We start from the raw sequence: 22,943 nt of genomic DNA on the forward strand, positions 1-22,943 counted from the left end.
GGCGTGTGCCTCACGCCGCCAATTCGCTTGGCATGCCGGCTGCCGCATCCAGCAGCCGCCGCTCCAAAGCCTTTACACGCCCGGAAGCAGCGATCTTGTCCCCGGTAAGATCGGTCAGATAGAAAGTATCCACCGCGCGCTCGCCGTATGTGGCGACATGTGCCGAATGGATCGTCACTTTCGATTGGAACAGCGCGTGGGCGAGTTGACTGAGCAGTGCCGGCCGATCGCGTGCGTTCACTTCCACGACCGTGAAGCGGTTGGAAGCGTGATTGTCGACCAGCACGTTTGGCTCGATCGGAAAGGCATCGGCGCGCACCCGCGGCAAGGGCTTCGCCTTCAGCCGGTCGATCAGCCGGCTTCGGTTGGCGAGCGCATCCTCGATCGCGGTGCGCAATCGGTTGAGCTGCCCGGCTTCGTCGAAGGGGCGACCGATCGGATCCTGCACGAGAAAATTGTCCAATGCCATGCCATCGCGCGTCGTGTGGATGCGCGCATCGATGATATTGCCGCCGGCGAGATGGATCGCACCGGCTATGCGATAGAAGATGCCCGGATGATCGGCGGCATAGACGGTCACCAATGTCGCGCCGCGATCGGGATAGACCTGAGCGTCGATCGCGAGCTGCTCATCACCGGTGGCGGCGATGAAACGCGCGTTATGCGCGAGTACATCCTCTGGTTCCGCGATCCAATACGGCTCCGGCATCTGCCGCACGAATTTCGCCAGCGCCGTTTCATCCCAGCCCAGTGAGCGCGCAAGATTGGCCTGCTTTCCCGCGATCCGCTCGGCGCGCCCGCGTTGCTTGTGGCCGAGCCGCAGCACTTCCTCCGCCGCTTCGAAAAGATCGCTAAGCAACTGCCGCTTCCAGCCGTTCCATGTCGCCGGACCGACCGCGCGGATATCCACGACCGTAAGCGCCAACAGCATACGCAGCCGCTCGGGCGACTGAACGACTGCCGCGAAATCCAGGATCGTCTTGAAATCTGCTAGGTCGCGCTTGAAGGCTGTTGCCGACATCAACAGATGGTTTCGTACCAGCCACGCCACAGTTTCCGTCTCAGCAGGGCCAAGTCCGAAACGCGGGCACAAGCGCTCCGCCACTGCTGCGCCCAGAATTGAGTGATCGCCGCCGCGGCCTTTCGCGATATCGTGCAGCAGCACGGCCACGTAAAGCGCGCGGCGCGATACGATTTGCTTGAAGATTGCAGTTGAGAGCGGATGCTCGCCGGCGAACTCGCCGCGCTCGATCCGGCTCAGCAGTCCGATCGCGCGTATTGTATGCTCGTCGACCGTATAATGGTGATACATGTCGAACTGCATCTGCGCGACGACGCGGCCGAAATCGGGCACAAAACGACCGAAAACCCCCGCCTCGTTCATCCAGCGCAGCACTAGCTCGGGATCATTCCGGCTCGCGACGAGATCGAGGAACAGCGCATTTGCGCGCGGATCATCCCTGATCTCATCAACCAGCTTGGCATCACGCGCGGCGATACGCATCGCCATCGGATGGATCTCCAGCCGGTGCACGTCGGCAAGCTGGAATATCTCGATCAGCCGCACGGGATCCTCGGCGAAGAAATCGTCGCGCGGCAGCGCCAGCCGTCCGCGATCGAGGACGAAACCACTCAGCTTGCGCGGCCGCCTGCGGATGGTCGGAAGCCCGAAGCGACGCCCGCGCGCAGCAAACTGTTCATCAAGATGGGCGAGGAACACCCCCGTCAGCGATCCCACCGCCTTCGCCTGCAAGAAGTAATATTGCATGAAGCGCTCGACGCCAGGTTTACCCGGCCGATCCGAAAACCGCATCCGTTCGGCGATCTCACGCTGCACGTCGAAGGTCAGGCGGTCCTCTGCGCGTCCGGTGATCAGGTGGAGGTGGCAGCGCACTGCGCAAAGGAAATTATCCGCGCGATGAAACAGGCGATATTCGGCCGGGGTGAACAGCCCCTTTTCGACCAGATCGGCGGCGCGATCCACGTCATAGACATATTTGCCAATCCAGAAGAGCGCGTGGAGATCACGCATCCCGCCCTTGCCCTCTTTCACATTGGGTTCGACGACATAGCGGCTGTCACCCATTTTGAGGTGGCGCTGATCACGCTCCGCCAGCTTGTCCGCAACAAACTGTCGCTCGGTATCGCGCTGTACCTCGGCCTTGAAGCGGCGCGAGGCTTCATCCGCCAACGCTTCATCGCCCCAGACATAGCGCGCCTCCAGCAACGCTGTACGGATCGTCACATCCCCTTTCGCCTGCCGCACCATCTCATCGAGCGATCGGCTGGAATGCCCGACCTTCAGCCCCAGATCCCACAGGACATAGAGCATCGATTCTATCACCTGCTCCGCCCATGGCGGCTGCTTCCACGGCGTGAGAAAGGCGATGTCCACATCCGAGAAGGGTGCCATCTCGCCGCGCCCGTACCCGCCGACTGCCAGTAGCGCGAGCCGTTCAGCCGCCGTCGGATTGCTCAGCGGATAAAGTCGCTGGGTGACGAGATCAAACAGCACACGCAGAATCTGATCGATAAGGAACGCCTGCCCATTGGCTGCTTCCAGCCCGCGCGAGGGATGCTCGGTAAGCCGCCGTGCGATCTCGACGCGGCCTGCGTCGAGCGCGCTCTTGAGTTCTACGGTGACCGCGCGGCGCAGCGTGGCCTGGTCAGCGATATCGAGCGCGGCGAGACGATCTGAAAGCTCGCGACGATCAATGATCGCGCGACGGTTCGGCAGGTTATCGAAGCGGCTCGGCATCTTTCTACGCGGTTACAGGAAACCGGCCGGGCGGTCGATGCGCGTGAACGCCTTTTCGCGGCGGCAGCGGCGCGGGAGCCAGGCCCGCGTCGCTGGAAGACACGCCGCGCACTACGTCAGTACATGTGCTGCCCGCCGTTGATGCTCAGCGTCGACCCAGTTACAAACCCCGCCTCTTCCGAGCACAGGAAGGCTACGCCGCGCGCAATCTCTTCCGCCTGCCCCAGCCGACCGACCGGAATCTTGGCAACGATTTTCTCCAGCACATCGGGCGGCACCGCCGCGACCATATCGGTATCGATATAGCCTGGCGCGATCGCGTTCACCGTCACGCCGGTCCGCGCGCCTTCCTGTGCAAGCGCCTTTGTAAAGCCGTGGATGCCTGATTTGGCGGCGGCATAGTTCACCTGGCCATATTGGCCCGCCTGCCCGTTGATCGAGCCGATGTTCACGATCCGCCCCCATTTGCGCTCGCGCATGCCGGGGAACACCGCCTTGGCCATGTTGAAACAGCCGCCAAGGTTGGTGTCCATGACCTCCTTCCACATCTGGTAGGTCATTTTCAGGATCGTGCCATCGCGGGTGATGCCGGCATTGTTGACGACGATGTCGATCGGGCCGAGTTGCTGGGCAACTTCCGCACAACCCTGCTGGCAGGCATCGTAGTCGGCAACATCCCACTTGTAGGCGACGATCCCGGTGCGTGCGGTGAATTCCCGGGCGCGATCGTCGTTGCCGGCATAATTAGCCGCCACCGCGATCCCCTTGTCCCGTAGCGCGACACTGATCGCTTCGCCGATACCCCGGGTTCCACCCGTCACGACTGCAACTCGCGCCATTAGGACTCTCCTCTCCATGAAGTGGACTTGAAACTACGAGTGGGCGACCCATCCTTCAAGTTCTCGCGAAAGGATTTTCCGAAGCATTTCCAAACCTGTCGGGGTGTCGTTAAGGCATGGGAGATAGGCGAAATCCGTTCCCCCGGCGGCGGCGAACGTCTCACGCCCGCGAATCGCCAGCTCTTCCAGCGTCTCGATACAGTCGGCGGAAAAGCCCGGCGCCACGATCGCGATGCGCTTGACGCCCCTGCCAGGCAATGCGGCCAGAACCGTATCGGTCGCCGGCTCAAGCCATTTTGCGCGCCCGAACCGGGACTGAAACGTGATCGTCACCTCCCGTCCCAAAGCCTCGCCCAGCAGCCGCGCCGTTTTCTGGCAGTGGCAGTGATAAGGATCGCCCAGCGACAGGGTGCGCGCAGGCATGCCGTGGAAGCTGACGAGGAGCGCATCGGGCACGAAATCCAGCCCGGCCAACGCGGCCTCCACCGATTGCTTCAACGCATCGATGTGCGCGGGATCGTCGTAATAAGGCGGCAGCGTGCGGATTGCCGGCTGCCACCGCATCGCCGCCAGCGTGGCGAACGCGCTGTCGTTGGCGGTCGCGGTGGTGGCGGCGCAATATTGCGGGTAGAGCGGCGCGAGCAGTATCCGCTCACATCCGGCCGCCTTCAGCACCTCCAGCCTCTCCCCGATCGCGGGCGTGCCATAACGCATCGCCCAGTCGACGATCACGCCCGGGCCGAAAGCGTCGCGCAAGCCCGCCGCCTGCGCCCGCGTGATAGCGGCGAGCGGGGAGCCATCGGCACGCCACACCTGCGCATATGCATGGGCGGATTTCTTCGGCCGTGTCATCAGGATCGGGCCGCGCAGGATCGGCTGCCACAGCAACTTGGGCAATTCCACCACACGTTGATCGGATAGGAACTCTGCCAGATAGCGCCGCACAGATTTGGTGTCGGGCGAGTCGGGCGTACCAAGATTGATGAGCAGCACGCCGACGCGCGGCGCTGCTAGCGCTGGATGATCTGCCGGCCTCACGCAGCATGCCCGAGCGGCAGTGCGCGCAGGCGCTTGCCGGTTGCGGAATAGAGCGCGTTGGCGATCGCGGGGGCGACCGCGACCATGCCTAGATCGCCGATTCCGCCCGGTTCCGCGTTGCTCGCGATAAGCTCAACAGTGATGTCCGGCGTATCGGCGAGCCGGGGGAGCGCGAGTTCGCCAAAGCGATGGGCGGTGACGAGGTTGCGGTCGATATGCACGCCAGCGGACGTGGCCGCAGCCAGACCGAATATCAACCCGCCTTCGATCTGCTGGCGAATGATATCCGGGTTTACCTGCCGTCCGCAATCGACCGCGGCGACCAGTCGGTTCACGCGCGGGCGACCTGCCTGATCCATCTCGGCCTCGGCGAGCACCGCGATACAGCTTCCTGCCATTGTGTGACAGGCGATGCCCTGCCCGCTGCCATCTCCCCCGCCATCCCATCCGCCAAGCGCAGCGGCGGTGGATAAGCATCTGGCGAGCCGCGCATCTCCGCCAAGCATGCCGATGCGGAAGGACATCGGCTCCATACCCGCTTGGCGCGCCAGTTCGTCAAGGAAGCTCTCCGTAAAGAAACAGGTGTAGCCGTGTGCGCCGCCTTTCAGGTGACCGCCGGGCAGCCCGATTTTCGCTGGATGATGCTCCACGATGCAACCAGGCAAGCGATAAGGCGGCAATGAGCCGGCGACCGCATAGCCGTCCGCTCCCGCGGGAAGCGCCAGCGCCGCCGCAACCAGCGCGTCGCTTGGCATCAGTCTTGCGGCAAGTTCGCGTCCGGTGGACGGGGCGGCGATTTGTGTGCGCCAAGCGATAATAGCGCCGTTCGAGGCGAGCCGCGCGGTCATTCGAGCTTTCGCTGGCGCGCGGAAGCGGTCCCGCGCCAGCGCCTCGCGTTGAGACCACACCAGTTGCACCGGGCGCCTGGCCTCCGCTGCCAGGATCGCCGCCTGTGCTGCCACATCCACCTCGAGCGCTGCGCCGAATGAGCCGCCGATCAGTGTAGGGTGAAGGATCACTGCGTCTGGAGATATGCCGATCGCGCGTGCCGCCGCCTCGCGCGCGAGGCCCGGTGCTTGCGTGCCGATCCACATTTCCAGCCGGTCGCCGTGGAACCACGCGGTGGCGCATGGCGGCTCGAGCGCGGCGTGAAAGGCAGGCGTGACCAGATAATCCGCCACGATCAACCCGGGACCGCCCATTACCGGCGCAATATCGCCGCTCGTCGCGAAGCGATGACCGGGTGTTTTCAACGCGGCGTCGAGCACTCCAGCAATGCTCGCGTCGTTCACCACCGGGCCGCGGGTTGCGAAACGCGGCGCGAGCGCGGCGATGGCGCGATCAGCCGCCCACCAATCGGTCGCGAGTGCGGCCACCCAGCGTTCGTTCTGCACGACGGCGACCACGCCCCGCACCCGCTCGGCCGCCGCGCGATTGACCCCGATCAGCCGGGAATCCCCGAGCGGCCCCTGCATGATGCTGGCGAACACCATGTCCGGTAGGCGCACGTCGGCGGCGAAATTGGCCGATCCATCCACCTTCGACGGCACATCAAGGCGGGGCACGTCCTTGCCGGTCAGCCGCCCGTCCTCGTCCACGCGTAGCGGCAGATCCGCCGGCAGGTCGAAGCTGATCGCCTCGGCGGCAAGCTCGGCGAAGCGGATGCGTCGTTTGTCGGCCACGACAAAGCCTTCCGCCGTTTCGCACGCCGTCCAGTCAATCCCCCAGCGCTTCGCCGCCGCCTTGCAAAGAAGCACGCGCGCCGCCGCGCCCGCCTCCCGCATGGCAGATTCGAACCTCCGGATCGACGTGGAGCCACCCGTCAGCATCAGCGCACCGCGCACCGCGCGTTCACGGCGCAACGCGGCCGGAATCCGGTCGAACGCGCCGGCGAACAGCGTGTCGGCAGCGAGCGGATTGGCGTAAAGCGGGTTGAGCGGCGCGGCCTCGACGCCGATGGTGCGCCAGTCCGCGCCCAATTCGTCGGCGACAATCTGCGCCAGCGCGGTCCAGACGCCCTGCCCATGCTCCGCCTGCGGCACCGCGACGATCACTTGGCCGTCCGTCCCGATCTTCAGCCACGCGCCATAGATTGTCTCGCCCGGCGCTGCGGTAAGATTCGGCCGATAGCTGCGCGGCCACGCAGCCCAGGCAACGATCAGCCCCAGTCCCGCCCCCCCGGAGACGAGCAAATTGCGTCTAGTGACCATCGGGGAAGCCACTAGGCGGGATCACCCTTCGACGGAAGCGACGGGATCAGGCCGCCTCCGCTTCAAATTGTGCGCCATAAGTTGCGCGTAGCGCCACCTTGTCGATTTTCTCCGTGCCAAGCCGGGGGAGCGGTTCCGATACGATCCAGATCCGCGCCGGCACCTTGAACGCGGCGATATGCTCGAGGAGGAAATCGGTCAGTTCCCCGGCCGTCAGCGAAGCACCATCCGCCGGATGGACCACCGCGCCCGGCACCTCGCCATACTTCTCGTCAGGCAAGCCAAACACGGTCGCCTCCGCAACTTGCGGATGCTGATAGAATGCCGCCTCCACCTCCTGACAGGAGATGTTCTCGCCGCCACGGATAATGATGTCTTTCTTGCGATCGACGATGAACAGATAACCGTCCTCGTCGAGATACCCTATGTCGCCGGTGCGGAGATAGCCGTCGGCGGTAAAGGCGTCGGCGGTCGCGCGCTCGTTGTTCCAGTAGCGCTCGAAATTGGCGACCGAGCGGATGCAGACCTCGCCACGCTCACCCGGCGCGACCGGCTTGCCCGCATCGTCGAGGATCGCGAGATCGACCAGCGGCGGCGAGGGGCGGCCGGCCGAATTGGGCTTTGCGATGTAATTCCCGCGCCAGTTGCCGGTGCCGATGCCATTTGTTTCGGTGAGACCATAGCCGATCAGCGGCGCGCCCTGCATCTCGTCATGGATGCGGCGGACATGCTCCACCGGACGCGGCGCGCCACCGGACGCGATATCGCTCACCGTCGAGAGATCGTATTTGTGCCGGTTGGGATGCGTGAGCATCTCGAAACTCATCAGCGGCACGCCGACGAAATACGTGATCCTTTCCTTTTCGATCAGCCGCATCGCCTCTTCCGCGTCCCATTTCGGCATCAGCACCAGCTTGCGCCCGATCGCCAGCGACTGGAGCATCACCGGCACTTCGGCAGTGACGTGGAACAGCGGCACGTTGAGCAACGTCGCAGGCTGCAACGCGCTCACCTCGCCTTCCTGCGTCGCGATCGCAAGCATCATCAACGCCGAGGCGAGAAAGTTGAACACGCCCTGCACCACCTGCCGGTGCGTGGACAGCGCGCCCTTGGAGCGGCCGGTCGACCCGGAGGTGAACAGGATCGTGGCATGATCGTCCGGGGCGATTTCCGGCAGGGGCGTCTCATCCGCGCGCGCGGCGATGTCGGCGAGCGCCTGCGGTAGCGGCAGCCGATCATCGAAGGTGACAATGGTTGCACCCAGCCCCGTGATCGCGGCCAGCCGCGCGGCGCGCGGCGCATCGGCGAAAACCAGCCCGCAATCGACATCCTCGATCCCGTCGCGCAATTCGTCGGATTGCCACCAGCCGTTGAGCAGCGTCGCGACCCCGCCGGCCATCAGGATGCCGAAATAAAGCGTGATCCATGAGGGCGAGTTGCGCGCCGCGATGCCGACGCGATCGCCCTTCTTCACGCCAAAGCCGCCCACCAGTGCGCGCGCGACCTTCTGCGCCTCGGCATGGACCTGCGCGAAGGTAAGCCGCTCGTCGCCCGAGATCACGAATTCTGCGGCGGCATGCTGCGCGCAGAAGTGCGAGAAATAGGCGGTGAGCGTGGGCGGGGCGGCAGCGATCAGCGGCAGCTCGCGCCCGAAACGCTCCACCGAGCCAAGCGCGAGCTGACCGCCCTCGCCCGTCATCGCGGCGATCACGGTGTCCATCTTCAGGTCAAGCTCGGTCTTCATGCGCCTCTCCGCTTGGTCTTGTCATTTGACGCTACTATGCAGGGGCGAAGCACGAGGGAAAAGCCTTGATCCTGTCTTTGTTCGCCGCATCCGCCGGCCATATCCGTTTCACCGACCTGGGATTGCACCCGGACGTCTTCTCGATCGGCTTCTTCACGCTGCGCTGGTACAGCCTCGCCTATATCGCCGGGATCGTCGTCGGCTGGTGGTATCTGCTGAAGCTGCTCGCCGAGCCGGCCGCACCGATGGCGCGGCGCCACGCGGACGATCTGGTGTTCTACGCAACGCTCGGCATCATCCTGGGCGGGCGGATCGGCTATGTCCTGTTCTACGCGCCCGACATGATCCTGCATCCGATCCGCATCCTGCGGCTGTGGGACGGCGGCATGTCGTTCCACGGCGGCGTGATCGGCACGACGATCGCGATCATCCTGTTCGCGCGCAAGAACGGGCTGAACTGGCTGCGCATCCACGATTATGTCGCCTGCGTCGCGCCGTTCGGGCTGTTCTTCGGCCGGCTGGCCAATTTCGTGAACGGCGAATTGTGGGGCAAGCCGACCGACGTGCCCTGGGCGATCGTCTTCCCCCACACCGTGCCGATCGGCATGATCGAGCCGGCACGGCACCCGAGCCAGCTTTACGAGGCGGGGCTCGAGGGGCTGCTGCTGTTCGCGGTGCTCGCCTTCTTCTTCTGGCGGACGAAGGCGCGATACGAGCCGGGCAAGCTCGTCGGCATCTTCGTGCTCGGCTATGGCCTGTGCCGGTTCTTCGTCGAATTCTTCCGCGAGCCGGATTCCCAGTTCGCGGGCACCTTCTTCGCGACGACGATCCACATGGGGCAGATCCTGTGCCTGCCGATGATCGCCGGCGGGATCTGGCTGATCGCCACCGCGCGCGGGCGGCGCGAGCGCGTCGAGCCGATCGCCGGGAGCGACAGCGTCGCGTGAGCCGGATTGTGGAAGAGGGCCCGCTGCCAGAACGGCTGGCGCGAGCGATCACTCTCGGCGGGCCGATCCCGGTCAGCCAGTTCATGGCGGCCGCCAACGCGCATTACTACGGCACACGTGATCCGCTCGGCGCCGGAGGTGATTTCACCACCGCGCCGGAGATCAGCCAGATGTTCGGCGAGCTTATCGGCCTGTGGTGCGCGGACCTGTGGGATCGCGCCGGGCGGCCAGATGTGGCGTGGGTGGAGCTGGGGCCGGGGCGCGGAACGCTCGCCGCCGATGCGCTGCGCGCGATGGCGACGGCAGGGCTTACCCCGCCCGTGCATTTCGTCGAGACCAGCCCCGTACTGCGCGACGAGCAAGCCAGGCGCGTGCCCCACGCCACATGGCATGATGACGTGGAGGAGCTGCCGACTGACCGGCCGCTGCTGGTCGTCGCCAACGAATTCTTCGATGCGTTGCCGATCCGCCAGCTCGTGCGGCGCGGCGCGACGTGGCATGAGCGGCTGGTGGCGTGTCAGGACACGTTGTTTCTGCCTGTCGCCGGCAAGCAGGTGCCCGACGACGTGATCCCACCGCATCTTCGCGACGCGCCCGCCGGCTCGATCATCGAAACATCGCCCGCCTCGGTCGGCATCATGCGCGTGCTGGCCGCGCGCATCGTGGCGCAGGGCGGCGCGCTGCTCGCGATCGATTATGGCTATGAGGGGCCGGCGGTGGGCGACACGCTCCAGGCGGTGCGCGCCCACACCTATGCCAATCCGTTCGAGGAGCCGGGCGAACGCGATCTGACCGCGCATGTCGATTTCGCGACGCTGGCGCTGGTCGGCCATGCCAGCGGGGCGATCGCGAGCGGCCCGGTCGGGCAGGGCGCGTTTCTCCGCGCGCTGGGTGTTGATGCCCGAGCGACGGCGCTGGCGCAGAGCAACGCCGATGTTCTTGTCGATCGCGACCGGCTGGTGGAGGACATGGGCGAACTGTTCAACGTAATCGGCCTGCGCCACGCGGACTGGCCCGAACCCGCAGGATTCGCATGATCGATTATCGCACCCCTACCCTCGCCGACGGCACCGAGATCGACGCGATGGCGAGGAAGGTGTGGCTGGAGACGTTCGAGCCGTTCACCAGCCCGCAGAATATCGCCGCCTATTTCGCCGAGGCCTATGGCCCGAACGGCAAACTGATCCGCGATCTTTCGAATCCGGACGTATCCTGGCGCGTCGCGTGCGCCGGGGACGAGATCGTCGGCTATGCCAAGCTCACCCCGCCATTTCTGCCCGATCCCGCGATGACCGCTGGCGCGCTGCAACTGAGCCAGCTCTACATCGCCGGCACGCATCACGGCGCCGGCATCGCACAGGCGCTGATGGCGTGGACGATCGATACCGCGCGCGCGCGCGGCGCGAAGGCACTGCTGCTCACCGTCTATGAGGCGAACCCGCGCGCGATCCGTTTTTACGAGAAGCATGGGTTCGCGCATATCGGCGATTATGCTTTCCCGGTCGGCGATCAGGTCGATCGCGATCTCATCATGCGGCTGGCATTATGAGCGCGGTGGAGGTCAATCGCGCCGCCGCGCTGTCGGGCGTGGCACACGGCTTTCTGGGCCGGCGCGGCGGCGTTTCGACCGGGCTGCACGGCGGGCTCAACGTCGGCGCCGGATCGGCCGACGACGCGGATGCGATCGCGGAGAACCGTCGCCGTGCGGGCGACGCCGTACTGCCAGGCGCGGCGCTGGTGACGGTCTATCAGGTTCATTCGGCCGAGTGCGTGACGGTTCGCGCGCCGTTCGATCCCGCGCTGCGCCCTCGTGCCGATGCGCTGGTGACGGATCGACCCGGCCTGGCGATCGGCGTGCTGACGGCGGATTGCGCGCCGGTGCTGCTTGCGGATGCCGAAGCCGGCGTCGTCGGCGCGGCCCATGCCGGGTGGAAGGGCGCGCTAGCCGGGGTGACGGATACGACGATCATCGCGATGGAAGCGTTGGGCGCGCGTCGCGACCGGATCGCCGCCGCTGTCGGCCCGTGCATCGCGCGCGCCAGCTATGAGGTTGATCTCGCGTTTCGCCGTCGCTTCGAGGAGGCGGATGCGGCGAACGAACGCTTTTTCGCGGACGGGCGGGCATGCCACGCGCAGTTCGATCTGGAAGCCTATGTCGCGCATCGCCTGGCCGATGCGGGCGTCACCCGCATCGAAACGCTGGGGCTGGATACCTACGCCGACCCCACGCGCTTCTTCAGCTTCCGCCGCGCCACGCATCGCGGCGAGCCGGATTACGGGCGGCAGATCTCGATCATTGGCCTCAGATGAGGGCGGCCCCGGCCGAAGCCGGGGTTTGAAGGTTACAGCACGAACCGGCTGAGATCGGTATTCCGCGCAACGCTGGAGAGTTGCTTTTCCACATAGGCTGCGTCGATCGTCAGCGTGCCGCCGCCGCGATCCTCCGCGTCGAAGCTCACTTCCTCCAGCAGTTTTTCCATGACCGTCTGGAGCCGCCGCGCACCGATATTCTCGATCTCGCCGTTCACTTCGGCGGCAATCTTCGCCACCGCGCGAATACCGTCCGGCGTGAAGTCGATCGTGACCCCTTCGGTGCCGAGCAAGGCGCGATACTGCGCCGGCAGCGATGCCTTGGTGTCGGAAAGGATCGCCACGAAATCCTCCTCGGTCAGCCCCTTGAGCTCCACGCGAATCGGCAGCCGCCCCTGAAGCTCGGGCAGCAGATCGCTCGGCTTGGCGACGTGAAACGCGCCGGAGGCGATGAAGAGGATATGGTCCGTCTTCATGGGGCCGTATTTGGTGGACACGGTGGTCCCCTCGATCAGCGGCAACAGATCGCGCTGCACGCCCTCCCGGCTGACACTCCCGCCCCGCACGTCGCTCACCGCGATCTTGTCGATCTCGTCAAGGAAGACGATGCCGTTCGCCTCCGCATCCGCCAGCGCGACGCGGCTCACCTCGTCCTGATCGAGCCGCTTGTCCGCCTCTTCCTCGACCAGCTTTTCCCACGCCGCCGGCACCAGCAGCTTGCGGCGCTTCGCCTGCCCGCCGCCGAACGCTTTACCCATCATCTCGGACAGATTGATCATGCCGACCGATCCGCCGCCGGGCAGCTCGAACGGCATCTGCGGCGCCTGTTGCAGTTCCAGCTCGATCTCGGTGCTCTCGAGGTGTCCGTCGCGGAAGCGCTGACGGAAGCTTTCGCGCGTCGCCTGGCTCGCATCCTTGCCGACCAGCGCGTCGAGCAGACGCGCCATCGCGGCTTCCTCCGCCTTGTCCTTGACAGCGTTGCGGCGGCGCTCCTTTTCCAGCCGGACCGCTTCCTCGACGAGATCGCGCGCGATCTGTTCCACATCGCGCCCGACATAGCCGACCTCGGTGAACTTGGTCGCCTCGACCTTCACGAACGGGGCATCCGCGAGCTTCGCGAGGCGGCGGCTGATCTCGGTCTTGCCGCAGCCGGTGGGGCCGATCATCAGGATGTTCTTGGGCGTCACCTCGTCGCGCAGGTCCGGGCTCAGCTTCTGCCGACGCCAGCGGTTGCGCAGCGCGACGGCCACCGCGCGCTTCGCATCGCGCTGGCCGATAATATGCGCGTCAAGCGCGGCGACGATCGCCTTCGGGGTGAGATTGTCGTTCATGGTCATCTTTCGTGAATCGGGAGAAATCAGGCGGCGCTGCCGAGCGTTTCGACGACCAGCCGATCGTTGGTGAACACGCACAGCTCGGCGGCGATCTTCATCGCCTTGCGCGCGGCGGTTTCCGCGTCCTGCTCATATTCCACCAGAGCGCGCGCCGCGGCCAGCGCATAGTTGCCGCCAGATCCGATCGCAGCAATGCCTTCCTCAGGCTCCAGCACGTCGCCGTTTCCGGTCAGGATCAGCGTCGCATCCTTGTCGGCGACGATCATCATCGCTTCGAGATTTCGAAGGTATTTGTCGGTGCGCCAGTCCTTCGCCAGTTCCACGGCGGCACGCATCAGATGGCCCTGATGCCGTTCCAGCTTGGCCTCCAGCCGCTCGAACAGAGTGAAGGCATCCGCGGTGGCGCCGGCGAACCCCGCGATCACCTTGCCGTCCGCGCCCAAGGTGCGAACCTTGCGCGCGTTTGGCTTCATCACCGTATTGCCCATCGATACCTGGCCGTCCCCGGCCACCACCACCTTGCCGCCGCGTCGGATCGACAGGATCGTCGTGCCATGCCACACGGGCATGCTGCTTTCGTTGCTCATGGGCCCGCATATGGTGCGGCGGCCGGAAGGCTGCAATCTCCTCGCCGGTCAGGCGTGGTCGATGGGGAGGCTAACGCCCGCGAACCACACGCGATCACGGCCGCGAATGCTCAGCGCCCCTTTGCCTTCCCCCATTCGCGCGCCACCGTATAGCCCAGATACCCGGTGCCGAACAAAGCATAGAGCGGTTCGGGTATGCCGCTGAGATAGGCATTCATCCCCTGCCCGATCGCGGTCGCCCAGCTCGGCCGGATCGCTGCGATCAATCCCATCGGGATCGACCACAGCAGCAGCGCGTACATCACATAGAGGAAGCTGGGGCGAGCGCGGCTGGTCCACGGATCGGCGGAATTCGCCTCTGCCAGCACCGCGGTCATCTGTGTCTTGATCCGTTCCAGCTCCTGTGTTCCGTCGAGCCGCAGCAGTTCCAGCTTGGCCGCTTCGCGCATTTTCGGATCCGGGATCAGCCGGTCGAGCAGGCCAGCCACCGGCGCGATAATCCCATCGAGCAATGCCATAATGTCTCTCCCGAACCTCAACCGAGCCGATTGGCGAGCCAGCCGTAAAGGAACGCTTCATTGGCCGGGCGGCTTTCCGCCAGCGCCATGTAGCGCGCGCCCTGCAGCGCCTCGAGCGCCTTCATGAGCACCTTTTCCCCCGCCGCGCCGCGCCGCGTGACGAACCCATCCAGCGCCGCCAGCGTGCGTGGGCCGATCACCCCGTCGACCGCGATATCCGGATAGTCGCTTGCGCCACGATTGAGCGCATTGAGCGCCCGCTGCAGAAAGCCAGTGGCCACCTTGGTCCCCATGTTGACCCCGGTGTCGAACATTTCGGCCGCAACCTGCGGCATTCGGCGTGCCACGCGATCATAACCCGGGTGTTGCCAGTAAAGCCGCCGGTAGATGGCCGCGGCCACAGATCGCGATAGCGCGCGCATGTCGCCGGAATAGCCGTTCGCGCGCGCGACCCGCTCGGTGATGCCCCAGCGGGTGGCGCCGCCACGATCCGCCGGATGATTCGCATAGCCGCCCTCGCGACCGATCACCTCATCGATCAGTTCGTCGATATCCATTTGCCGTCCCTCATATCGGAAAACGGCAAGCCATTTAACCCAATTGGTTCATGTAGGACAGAATGACTTAGCTGAAATCGACCGACTCAAAGCGGATCGGCGTGCCTTGCGGGCCTTCCCCGAGGCTGTCTTCCCACATCGCCACCGTCCCGCGGATGATCGTGCCGATCGCCTTGCCGGTAAGCTGCATCCCGGTGAACGGCGACCAGCCGCAGCGTGAGGCCAACCAGTTCTCCTCAACCGACCAGCGCTTTTTCAGATCGACGATGGTGAAATCGGCGTCATAGCCGGCCGCGATTCGCCCCTTGCCCTCGATGCCGAAGATACGCTGCGCGCCCGCGCTGGTCAGCTCGATCACACGCTGTAGGGTTAGCCGTCCGTGCACTGCATGATCGAGGAGCAGCGGCAACAACGTCTGCACGCCCGGCATGCCGCTGGGCGATCCGGGGTAGGGCGTGGATTTTTCCTCCAGTGTGTGCGGGGCGTGATCCGAACCGATCACATCCGGGACGCCCTGGTTCAGCCAGTGCCACAACCCGTCGCGATGCGCGCCCGATCGGATCGGCGGGTTCATCTGCGCCAGCGTGCCGAGGCGCGGATAGGCCTCCTCCCCCGCGAGCGTGAGATGCTGGGGCGTCACCTCGCACGAGGCGATATCCTTGTGCTGCGAAAGCAGCTCAAGCTCGGCGGGCGTCGTGACGTGGAGCACATGGATGCGCCGCCGCGCCGCCCGCGCCAGCTTCAGGATGCGGCGCGTGGCAAGGATCGCGCTTTCGTCATCACGCCATACCGGATGGCTGGAAGGATCGCCCGCGATGCGCTCATCGGCGCGCGCGTTCATGCGGTCTTCGTCCTCGGCGTGGATCGCGACGCGGCGATGGCCGGACGCCAGCACTTCCGCGAGCCGCGCGTCCTCACTCACCAGCAGATCGCCGGTCGAGGCGCCCATGAAGATCTTCACGCCCGCGGTCCCCGGCAGCCGTTCGAGTTCCGCCAGGTCTCGCGCGTTATGGTTGGTCGCGCCGACATAGAAAGCGTGGTCGCACCACATCCGCCCCTTGGCGCGGGCGAGCTTGTCCGCGATCGCTGCGGCGCTGTCGGTATTGGGCTTGGTGTTGGGCATCTCGAACACGCCGGTCACGCCGCCCATCACCGCCGCGACGCTGCCGCTGGCGAGGTCTTCCTTGTGCTCCAGCCCCGGCTCGCGGAAATGCACCTGTGTGTCTATGACGCCGGGCAGGATATCGAGCCCGGTGCAGTCGATCGTTCGGCCGGCATCGCCGCTCGCGCCGATCGCGGCGATCTTCCCGTCCCGCACGCCGACATTCGCCGCGATCGGGCCGCCGGGCGTATGAACGATCCCGTTCGCCAGCAGGAGATCAAAGGTTGCCATCGTTCAGCCCTTTCGTCGCGTGTCGCGCATCCCTAACTGGGCGGCATGAGCGATACCACCCCGACGATGCTGCCAGACCGCGCCGTGATCCGCATTTCCGGCGAGAATGCGCGTGATTTCCTGCAAGGGCTGGTGACGAATGACGTGTCGGGCGCGCTCCCCGTCTGGGCGGCGCTGCTGACCCCGCAGGGAAAGGCGTTGTTCGATTTCATCATCTGGGAGGACGGCGCCGATCTGCTGATCGATTGCGAGGCGACGCAGGCGGACGCGTTGGCACGCCGGCTGACGGTCTATCGCCTGCGCCGGGCGATCTCGATCACCCGCGATGAGACACTTGCGGTGCATTGGAGCGCGTCCAGCAATGAAGGCACGGCCGATCCCCGCCTGGCTGCGCTGGGCAATCGCTGGATTGCCGCGCCGGGCGCGCCGGCGGAGGGCTGGCTCGCGCACCGCCTTTCCTGCGGCGTGACGGAAGGCGTTGCCGAATTAGGCGACGGTACGACACTATGGCTGGAATGCAACGCGCGCGAGTTGAACGGCGTCAGCTTTGCCAAGGGATGCTATGTCGGGCAGGAAAACACGGCGCGCATGCATCATCGCGCCAAGGTCAACCGCCGCCTGATCGTCGCCCCGCTCGGCGACGCAAGCGAGCGGACGCGGATCCGCTATCCCGCGCTCGGGCTGATGGTCGAGCATCGCCGCGTCGAGGCACTGGGCGACGCGCTGGTTCCCGAGTGGCTGTCATCCGCGATCGCTTGACCGCCGATCCTCGTCATTAGGCCACAGCCCGGGCGTCGCCAGCTCGAGCACGTGACCATCCGGGTCTTCAAAATAGACGCTGGTGCCGCCACGTGGCCAGCGCATCTCGCCACGCATTACAACGCGATGATCCGAAAGATGCGCCCTCCACCGATCGAGTGCATCGGCCGGAATCGCAAACGCCATATGCAGTGGCCCATCGCCGTCATGGCCGGGAATCGTGCCGCTTTCGGTTGTGACGTCGCGCGTCGCGCCGCCGCGCGGGAACAGCAGCAGCACCCCGCCGCGCCCAGCATCGAACGCCGTTAGCCGCGCGCTCTCGATCATGATACGCAGCCCGAGCGTATCCCGGAAGAACGCTGCCGATCGCACCATATCGGAAACATAGAGCGACGTTTCCAATAATCCCGCGATCGGCGGCGCCATTGCTATCGTCCGACCGCCGTATAAGCGAAGCCCGCCCGCTCGGCCTCGTCGCGATCATAGATATTGCGCAGATCGACAAGCGCCGCGCCCGCCATCATTGTGGCAAGCCGCTTGAGATCAAGCGCGCGGAATACATCCCATTCGGTAACGATTGCCACCGCATCCGCGCCCTCGGCCGCGTCATATGCATCTCTGCAATAGGTGATGTTCGGCATCACTGCCTTCGCGGTTTCTTCGCCCTCCGGGTCGAACGCACGGACATTGACGCCGGCATCAATGAGGCTTTGCACGATCGCGATCGACGGCGCGTCCCGCATATCATCGGTATTCGGTTTGAATGTCAGGCCGAGCACCGCGACCGTTTTGCCGCGCGGTTCCCCGCCAAGCGCCGCTAGCACCTTGCGCCCCATTGCGCGCTTGCGCGTGTCATTCACCTGAACGACTGCCTCGACGATCCGCACCGGGCTTTCGAAATCTTCCGCTGTCTTGAGCAGCGCCAGCGTATCTTTCGGGAAGCAAGAGCCGCCATAACCTGGGCCGGCGTGAAGGAACTTGCGCCCGATCCGGTTGTCCAGCCCAATCCCGCGCGCCACGTCCTGCACGTTCGCGCCGACTGCTTCGCACAGGTCGGCCATTTCGTTGATGAAGGTGATCTTCGTGGCGAGAAACGCGTTGGCGGCGTATTTGGTGAGTTCGGCTGTTCGCCGCCCGGTGAAGAGTATCGGGCTTTCACCCAGATACAGCGGGCGATACACTTCGCGCATCACCGCCTTGGCGCGTTCGTCATCGGTGCCTAGCACGATACGGTCCGGGCGTTTGAAATCACCGATCGCGGCGCCTTCACGCAGGAATTCCGGGTTTGAAACCACGGTGAAATCGCCGTCCGGGCGCGTTTCACGCAGGATATGCTCGACCCGGTCACCCGTGCCCACCGGCACGGTTGACTTGTTTACCACCACCAACGGCCCGGTCGCCGCGCGGGCAATCTCCTCGGCCGCGGCATAGACGTAGCTCAGATCCGCATGGCCATCACCGCGACGCGATGGCGTGCCGACCGCGATGAAGACAGCATCAGCTCCCGCGACCCCTGCCGCAAGGTCGGTCGTGAAAGCGAGCCGGCCGGCCGCGACGTTGGCCGCCACGAGTTGGTCGAGCCCGGGCTCGTAGATAGGCATCCGGCCCGCGAGCAGGGATTCGATCTTCTCCGCAGCCTTGTCGACACAGGTGACGCTGTGGCCGAAATCGGCGAAGCAGGCGCCGGATACCAATCCGACATAGCCTGAGCCGATCATCGTGATACGCATCTGAACTCCCTTCATCAGGCGTGTTGCCGACGCGGCTCTAAAGTCTTCACCGGCAAACACCACCTCTAACCGCACATCATCAGCCCGGTTGGCAACGTCGTCCGCTTGGCAGCCGATTGCCGCGATACGATGAAACGATGCGGTCAAAGCAGATCATGGCGACAGCTTGGCGTTGGCGGCAATACCCCCGCAAGCGCGTGATCCCGGTCGCGCCTGTGCAATCAACTGTAAACGGCTAGATCCCGCCGGCCGTGTTCCTGTCCAGCCGCACACAAAAAAAGGGAGGCCGGCAATGCCGACCTCCCGATTTTCTCTGTCTTGTGAAAGACCTTACTGACCCGAACCCGGGCCGTAGGTGATTTCCACGCGACGGTTCTGCACTTCGCGGACCCCATCGGCGGTCTGCACGCGCAGGTGCGTCTTGCCGAATGCCTGCGTCGCGATCACCCCATCCGGGATCGACTTCGACGTCAGGTAAGCCTTCACCGCATCTGCACGACGCTGCGAGAGGCCCATGTTGTACTTCGCCGAACCCGAGGTGTCGGTGAAGCCCGCGACCATAACCTGCGCGTTGCCGCAGCTCTGGTACTGCGTGACCGCGTTGTCGAGGATCGACGCTGCCTCTGGGGTAACGTCCGACTTGTCCCACTCGAAGAACACGATGAACGGACCCGGCGAGCACACCACTTCAGGCGGCGGCGGCGGCGGCGGGGGAGGCGGCGGGGGAGGCGGCGGCGGCGGCGGCGGCGGCGGCGGTGCAGCCGGCTCACCGAAGTTGTAGGTCAGACCGCCCAGGATGCTGTGCGACCGGAACCGCCCGTCGTAAGCCGAACCCGCGAGGTCGTTCAGCTTCACCTTGTCAGCGTTGAAGAAGCGATACTTCAGCGAGACATCGACATGGTCGGTCAGCGGCGCGCGAACGCCGGCCAGAGCCTGCCATGCGAAAACGGTGTCGGAATCGTCCAGCGGCGACCCTGCGGTGCCCAGGTCGATCCGGCTCTTCACGCGAGCGACACCGGCACCACCGCCGACGAAGCCCTGCAGGCCATCATCCGGGCCGAAGTCCAGAAGGCCGTTCAGCATGAAGCTGAGTGCGGTCGAGCGGCCACCGGCGCCATTGTAGGTTCCGGCTGCGAGCGTGCCACCCGCATAAGGAATACCGGCAGAAGCCTGATAGCTGTCCACGTTGGCCGTCCGGTAACCGACTTCGGCCTCGAGGCGGAAGCCGCCGAAGTCGTAACCGATCACGCCGTCAGCGTCCCAACCGTAATGATGGTTGACGGTGGACGTTCCGTTCAGCGCAGGCGTCGCGCTGGCGATGTTATAATTGATGTCTTCGACGAGCATCCCGCCGAAATCAGCCCCAACATACCACGCCTTGTCGCGCGCAAGCGCCGGCGAGGCAAGTGCGGTGGAGGCAAGTGCCACTACAACGGCAAGCTTCCGCATCATAATCCCCTTCTCAATGGTGTCACTACGGACAACGCAAACTCACTACCCAAGAGAAGGTTTCCACGCAAGCGCGCAAAAACCGGGCGTTGTTGCATAAAGGCAACAATTATACCTCGATTATCCCGTGTTCCCTGAGAGTTGCCAGAATCGTGTTCAGCGCGTCGCGCGCCTGTGCATCGATCACCACGCCGCCCGTCGGATCGGGAATGGCGGCCGCCTGCGGCCCGATCACCTGCTTGCCTTCGATCATCAGCCGCGCGCCGCGAATATCCCCGCTGCGCCAGCCGCCCGCCTCGTATCGGACGGGCAGACTGTCCGGTACGCTCCACACCGTCATTCCCGGCTGCGGTGTAAGGAACCGCCATCCGCCGCTCGTCCACGCCGCCAGTGCAGCGGCGTGTTCTGCCCACGCTCCCACCGGAGAGGGGCCGACGATCCAGCAGTCGCCCGGCACCGGATCGGCCGGCGGCGCGTTCACCGCCACCGCAAGCACAGACGCCTGCGTTGCGATGTCGAGCAGCGCCAGAGCCTCGTTGTGATCGTTTTCCTTCTGCGCCTGGCCCGGCTGCAACAATGGCAGCGCGAGACGTGGCGATCGTTCGTCGCTCATCATTCTCTCCGTTTAGAAACTGAAGATCGCCGCGGGGGAGATGCCATTCGTGCCGATCTGCGCGACAGAGATCGACACCGGCCCGGCCGCGCGCTCGGCGGCGGACACCAAAGCCGCGGCGACCTCTACCGTCATCGTCCGGGTCGGCAGCGTCGCCGGCGCGATCGTGACGCGATATTGTTCGCGCTCCTCGCCCAGCGGCGTTTCCGCGCCGTCACGCCAGCGCCAGCCGCTGCGCCCGCGCCGCCGCCATCGCACCAGCGCGCTGCCGTCCACCTGCGAGACGGCCTCGATGCGCACCGGCGACGGCGGCAGGATCGAGGCCCCGGTAAGCAGCACCTCCGCCTCGGCCGAGTCCGCGACAGCATCGGCCGCAACGCGGAGCGTCCGCCCCACCGATGCGGCTACCGAAACGGCGGCGACGGCATCCTGCTCGATCAGCACGAAGCGCTCGCCCGGCGTATGTGCAACAGCGCCCGTTCCGCGGCGCCCGCGCCACAATCCGCGAAGCAGCCATCGTCGCGGCGCGATCTGTGTCGCCGCCGCGAACTGAATCAGTTCGTCGCCGATCAGCGCCAGATTCGCGCCAAGATCCAGCGCACCCGCGCCCGCATCGCCCAGCGACATATCCTCATGCGCCAGATCGACGATGATCTCGTTGCGCTGGTCGATCAGCGCCACTGGCCCGGCCGGCACCGCGCCAACCGTCGTGCCAAGCGTCGCCGGCAACGCCGTGCCGCCGATCGCTATCCAGCTTGCCCCCGCGTCCAGGCTGTATCGCAATCCTGCCCGGCGCCACCCCGGGCCGGTTCCGGCCGCGGCGATCAGGATACGCGGTTCCGTCAGCAGCGCCTCGTCGAGCGCAGGCAATTCGAAAGCGTGCAGGATCGTAGCACCCGCCACCATGTCCGGCGCGCCGACCGATCGCCCGGGCGACGCGCGCGCCGGAAGCGTCGCCGCGCGCTCCGCGACCAGTTCGAGCGTCGTCGCCATCCCCTCCAGCGACGTGCCCGTCACCGCCACCGCCCGCTCTCGCCCCGGATCGTCACGCGGTCGCCCGGCGCGATCCCGATCGCACAGGTGTCGGTCGAAACCGTGCGCCCCACACGTTCCGTTTCAGCGCGGGCGAGTGTCGCCGTCGCAATCGCCTTCGCCGCCCCCGCGCCGATCGCGACGGGAGCATCGATGGTGTCGTGCCGGTTGCCCGCGCCGGGCCGCGTCGCGCGCTGGATCCCGGTCTGATAGTCGCGATCGGGATCATAATGCGCGACGGAAACCGATTGCGGCACCGCCTCGATCGGCCGGATCGAACGGGCGCGCGTCGATCGCTTCACGCCGTCATCGGCGATCATCAGCACCGGCCCGGAACCCGGCCCGCGCATCTCGGTCGCCGCGCCGACCTGCGCAAAGCGGCAGCCACCGATCCGCCCGAGCGTTTCCACCACTGCCCGCGCCGTATCGCCATAGCCGGAGAAGCCGTCGATAACGGTCGCGGCCCCCGCGTCCCGCACCACGCCATCGCTCATCGCCGCCGCGATTCCGCCGATCGTCACCGGCCCGGCATCCGCCTGCACCTCGAAGGTTAGCGAGGGGATGCGGTTCCCGAAATCCTCCAGCGCCATATCCTCGAACACCGCATAGGCGATGCCGCGATGCGCCGGAGTCAGCGCGCTCCCCTCCGCGCTCGCGATCAGCGGATCGGCCGGCTGGTCTTCCGCGCCGGGATGGAGCCGGAAGCGCGTCGCGGATTTCCAGTCCCCCGCCGCGCCGCGCAGCAGCTTGCCGTCAGCCCAGATTCGCCGCACGCCCAGGATCTGCCGCGCCGACAGCGCCACCGCGAACGAGGCCGTGTAGCTATAGGTTGTAACGCTCGGCCGCCCCTTCCCCCCGCCGCTGGTGGCGCGATGTTCCACCAGGTCAGTCGCCCAGATGACCGATCCCGCGACCCGCATCGTGCCGAACATCTTCGGAATCTGCGTGCCGTAGCTCGACGTCTGTACCGCCAGTTCGGTCAGCCGCGGGCCCTCGCGTCCCTTCGGCTTGAACAGGACGGTCCGATCGACCGTCTGCCCGATCAGCGCGCCTATCGCGCCGCCGATCGGCCCGCCGATCACTGTGCCCACCGCCGTCAGCACCAAAGTCGCCATCTTCTTCCCC

General features: G+C 65.7%; 21 protein-coding genes. 5 read left to right on the top strand and 16 right to left on the bottom strand.

The genetic code is table 11. The annotated features are described in order from the left end of the window. Nucleotides 1-10 precede the first annotated feature (10 nt). The 5 genes from FFS35_RS01200 to FFS35_RS01220 all read right to left on the bottom strand — a co-directional run bounded on the left by FFS35_RS01200 (nucleotide 11) and on the right by FFS35_RS01220 (nucleotide 8,589). Nucleotides 11-2,758 carry a [protein-PII] uridylyltransferase gene (locus tag FFS35_RS01200; RefSeq protein WP_137785281.1) on the bottom strand — a complete coding sequence of 916 codons (2,748 nt, stop codon included), beginning with the start codon at nucleotides 2,756-2,758 and terminating at the stop codon, nucleotides 11-13. A gap of 116 nt (nucleotides 2,759-2,874) precedes the next feature. Then, complete coding sequence (gene phbB / locus FFS35_RS01205; RefSeq protein WP_137785282.1) at nucleotides 2,875-3,597, bottom strand: acetoacetyl-CoA reductase; 723 nt, start codon at nucleotides 3,595-3,597, stop codon at nucleotides 2,875-2,877. A 33-nt stretch (nucleotides 3,598-3,630) separates the two neighbouring features. Next, nucleotides 3,631-4,635, bottom strand: coding sequence for a ferrochelatase (hemH, locus tag FFS35_RS01210; RefSeq protein ID WP_137785283.1), 1,005 nt, complete (start codon nucleotides 4,633-4,635; stop codon nucleotides 3,631-3,633). Further along, complete coding sequence (locus FFS35_RS01215; protein WP_137785284.1) at nucleotides 4,632-6,845, bottom strand: molybdopterin cofactor-binding domain-containing protein; 2,214 nt, start codon at nucleotides 6,843-6,845, stop codon at nucleotides 4,632-4,634. The genes hemH and FFS35_RS01215 overlap by 4 nt, the downstream gene beginning before the upstream one ends. A 46-nt stretch (nucleotides 6,846-6,891) precedes the next feature. Beyond that, nucleotides 6,892-8,589: a class I adenylate-forming enzyme family protein gene (locus tag FFS35_RS01220; protein WP_171007460.1), complete on the bottom strand. Its 1,698-nt coding sequence runs from the start codon at nucleotides 8,587-8,589 to the stop codon at nucleotides 6,892-6,894. A 65-nt stretch (nucleotides 8,590-8,654) separates the two neighbouring features. Here FFS35_RS01220 and lgt point away from each other — a divergent pair, with 65 nt between their 5' ends. Genes lgt through pgeF form a run of 4 tightly spaced genes read left to right on the top strand, consistent with a single transcriptional unit; the run spans nucleotide 8,655 to nucleotide 11,846 of the window. Continuing rightward, a complete protein-coding gene (gene lgt, locus FFS35_RS01225) occupies nucleotides 8,655-9,536 on the top strand; it encodes a prolipoprotein diacylglyceryl transferase (protein WP_137785285.1) in 882 nt (293 codons plus the stop codon). After that, nucleotides 9,533-10,573 (top strand): SAM-dependent methyltransferase, encoded by a 1,041-nt coding sequence (locus FFS35_RS01230; protein WP_249341378.1) that lies wholly within the window; start codon nucleotides 9,533-9,535, stop codon nucleotides 10,571-10,573. Before lgt ends, FFS35_RS01230 begins: the two co-directional genes overlap by 4 nt. Continuing rightward, complete coding sequence (locus FFS35_RS01235; protein WP_137785286.1) at nucleotides 10,570-11,085, top strand: GNAT family N-acetyltransferase; 516 nt, start codon at nucleotides 10,570-10,572, stop codon at nucleotides 11,083-11,085. Before FFS35_RS01230 ends, FFS35_RS01235 begins: the two co-directional genes overlap by 4 nt. After that, nucleotides 11,082-11,846: a peptidoglycan editing factor PgeF gene (pgeF, locus tag FFS35_RS01240; protein ID WP_137785287.1), complete on the top strand. Its 765-nt coding sequence runs from the start codon at nucleotides 11,082-11,084 to the stop codon at nucleotides 11,844-11,846. The genes FFS35_RS01235 and pgeF overlap by 4 nt, the downstream gene beginning before the upstream one ends. Before the next feature lie 32 nt (nucleotides 11,847-11,878). On the opposite strand, the gene hslU is transcribed toward pgeF, so the two are convergent. The 5 genes from hslU to FFS35_RS01265 all read right to left on the bottom strand — a co-directional run bounded on the left by hslU (nucleotide 11,879) and on the right by FFS35_RS01265 (nucleotide 16,235). After that, nucleotides 11,879-13,177: an ATP-dependent protease ATPase subunit HslU gene (gene hslU, locus FFS35_RS01245; protein WP_137785288.1), complete on the bottom strand. Its 1,299-nt coding sequence runs from the start codon at nucleotides 13,175-13,177 to the stop codon at nucleotides 11,879-11,881. A 26-nt stretch (nucleotides 13,178-13,203) separates the two neighbouring features. After that, a complete protein-coding gene (gene hslV, locus FFS35_RS01250; protein WP_283214500.1) occupies nucleotides 13,204-13,767 on the bottom strand; it encodes an ATP-dependent protease subunit HslV in 564 nt (187 codons plus the stop codon). Nucleotides 13,768-13,877: 110 nt separating this feature from the next. After that, entirely contained in the window at nucleotides 13,878-14,285 is a 408-nt protein-coding gene (locus FFS35_RS01255) for a holin family protein (protein WP_137785289.1), read from the bottom strand. Between the two features lie 17 nt (nucleotides 14,286-14,302). Beyond that, nucleotides 14,303-14,842: a glycosyl hydrolase 108 family protein gene (locus FFS35_RS01260; RefSeq protein WP_137785290.1), complete on the bottom strand. Its 540-nt coding sequence runs from the start codon at nucleotides 14,840-14,842 to the stop codon at nucleotides 14,303-14,305. Between the two features lie 67 nt (nucleotides 14,843-14,909). Then, entirely contained in the window at nucleotides 14,910-16,235 is a 1,326-nt protein-coding gene (locus tag FFS35_RS01265; RefSeq protein WP_137785291.1) for a dihydroorotase, read from the bottom strand. Nucleotides 16,236-16,280: 45 nt separating this feature from the next. Between FFS35_RS01265 and FFS35_RS01270 the strand changes: the two genes are divergently transcribed. Further along, on the top strand, nucleotides 16,281-16,994 hold the full coding sequence (locus FFS35_RS01270) for a folate-binding protein YgfZ (protein ID WP_137785292.1): 714 nt from the start codon (nucleotides 16,281-16,283) through the stop codon (nucleotides 16,992-16,994). On the opposite strand, the gene FFS35_RS01275 is transcribed toward FFS35_RS01270, so the two are convergent. From FFS35_RS01275 to FFS35_RS20235, 6 genes are all read right to left on the bottom strand, one after another. Further along, a complete protein-coding gene (locus FFS35_RS01275) occupies nucleotides 16,977-17,420 on the bottom strand; it encodes a VOC family protein (protein ID WP_137785293.1) in 444 nt (147 codons plus the stop codon). The two genes, FFS35_RS01270 and FFS35_RS01275, sit on opposite strands and share 18 nt — an antisense overlap. Before the next feature lie 2 nt (nucleotides 17,421-17,422). Next, a complete protein-coding gene (locus FFS35_RS01280; protein WP_137785294.1) occupies nucleotides 17,423-18,724 on the bottom strand; it encodes a UDP-glucose/GDP-mannose dehydrogenase family protein in 1,302 nt (433 codons plus the stop codon). Nucleotides 18,725-19,054: 330 nt separating this feature from the next. Next, complete coding sequence (locus FFS35_RS01285; RefSeq protein WP_137785295.1) at nucleotides 19,055-20,173, bottom strand: OmpA family protein; 1,119 nt, start codon at nucleotides 20,171-20,173, stop codon at nucleotides 19,055-19,057. 109 nt (nucleotides 20,174-20,282) lie between these two features. After that, on the bottom strand, nucleotides 20,283-20,786 hold the full coding sequence (locus FFS35_RS01290) for a DUF2793 domain-containing protein (protein WP_137785296.1): 504 nt from the start codon (nucleotides 20,784-20,786) through the stop codon (nucleotides 20,283-20,285). A gap of 12 nt (nucleotides 20,787-20,798) precedes the next feature. Continuing rightward, on the bottom strand, nucleotides 20,799-21,803 hold the full coding sequence (locus FFS35_RS20230) for a hypothetical protein (protein ID WP_249341380.1): 1,005 nt from the start codon (nucleotides 21,801-21,803) through the stop codon (nucleotides 20,799-20,801). Beyond that, complete coding sequence (locus FFS35_RS20235; RefSeq protein ID WP_249341381.1) at nucleotides 21,800-22,933, bottom strand: phage tail protein; 1,134 nt, start codon at nucleotides 22,931-22,933, stop codon at nucleotides 21,800-21,802. Before FFS35_RS20235 ends, FFS35_RS20230 begins: the two co-directional genes overlap by 4 nt. Between the last annotated feature and the right edge of the window lie 10 nt (nucleotides 22,934-22,943).

The organism is Sphingomonas sp. 3P27F8 (genome assembly GCF_005502745.1).
Classification (GTDB): domain Bacteria; phylum Pseudomonadota; class Alphaproteobacteria; order Sphingomonadales; family Sphingomonadaceae; genus Sphingomonas.

Coding starts and splice junctions, on each gene's coding strand:
- phbB (WP_137785282.1), bottom strand. CDS start 3,597: ATGGCGCGAGTTGCAGTCGTGACGGGTGGAACCCGGGGTATCGGCGAA.
- FFS35_RS01265 (WP_137785291.1), bottom strand. CDS start 16,235: ATGGCAACCTTTGATCTCCTGCTGGCGAACGGGATCGTTCATACGCCC.
- FFS35_RS01220 (WP_171007460.1), bottom strand. CDS start 8,589: ATGAAGACCGAGCTTGACCTGAAGATGGACACCGTGATCGCCGCGATG.
- FFS35_RS01285 (WP_137785295.1), bottom strand. CDS start 20,173: ATGCGGAAGCTTGCCGTTGTAGTGGCACTTGCCTCCACCGCACTTGCC.
- FFS35_RS01200 (WP_137785281.1), bottom strand. CDS start 2,758: ATGCCGAGCCGCTTCGATAACCTGCCGAACCGTCGCGCGATCATTGAT.
- FFS35_RS01260 (WP_137785290.1), bottom strand. CDS start 14,842: ATGGATATCGACGAACTGATCGATGAGGTGATCGGTCGCGAGGGCGGC.
- hslU (WP_137785288.1), bottom strand. CDS start 13,177: ATGAACGACAATCTCACCCCGAAGGCGATCGTCGCCGCGCTTGACGCG.
- FFS35_RS01215 (WP_137785284.1), bottom strand. CDS start 6,845: ATGGTCACTAGACGCAATTTGCTCGTCTCCGGGGGGGCGGGACTGGGG.
- FFS35_RS01280 (WP_137785294.1), bottom strand. CDS start 18,724: ATGCGTATCACGATGATCGGCTCAGGCTATGTCGGATTGGTATCCGGC.
- FFS35_RS01255 (WP_137785289.1), bottom strand. CDS start 14,285: ATGGCATTGCTCGATGGGATTATCGCGCCGGTGGCTGGCCTGCTCGAC.
- FFS35_RS01235 (WP_137785286.1), top strand. CDS start 10,570: ATGATCGATTATCGCACCCCTACCCTCGCCGACGGCACCGAGATCGAC.
- hslV (WP_283214500.1), bottom strand. CDS start 13,767: ATGAGCAACGAAAGCAGCATGCCCGTGTGGCATGGCACGACGATCCTG.
- pgeF (WP_137785287.1), top strand. CDS start 11,082: ATGAGCGCGGTGGAGGTCAATCGCGCCGCCGCGCTGTCGGGCGTGGCA.
- FFS35_RS01275 (WP_137785293.1), bottom strand. CDS start 17,420: ATGGCGCCGCCGATCGCGGGATTATTGGAAACGTCGCTCTATGTTTCC.
- FFS35_RS20235 (WP_249341381.1), bottom strand. CDS start 22,933: ATGGCGACTTTGGTGCTGACGGCGGTGGGCACAGTGATCGGCGGGCCG.
- FFS35_RS01270 (WP_137785292.1), top strand. CDS start 16,281: ATGAGCGATACCACCCCGACGATGCTGCCAGACCGCGCCGTGATCCGC.
- FFS35_RS01290 (WP_137785296.1), bottom strand. CDS start 20,786: ATGAGCGACGAACGATCGCCACGTCTCGCGCTGCCATTGTTGCAGCCG.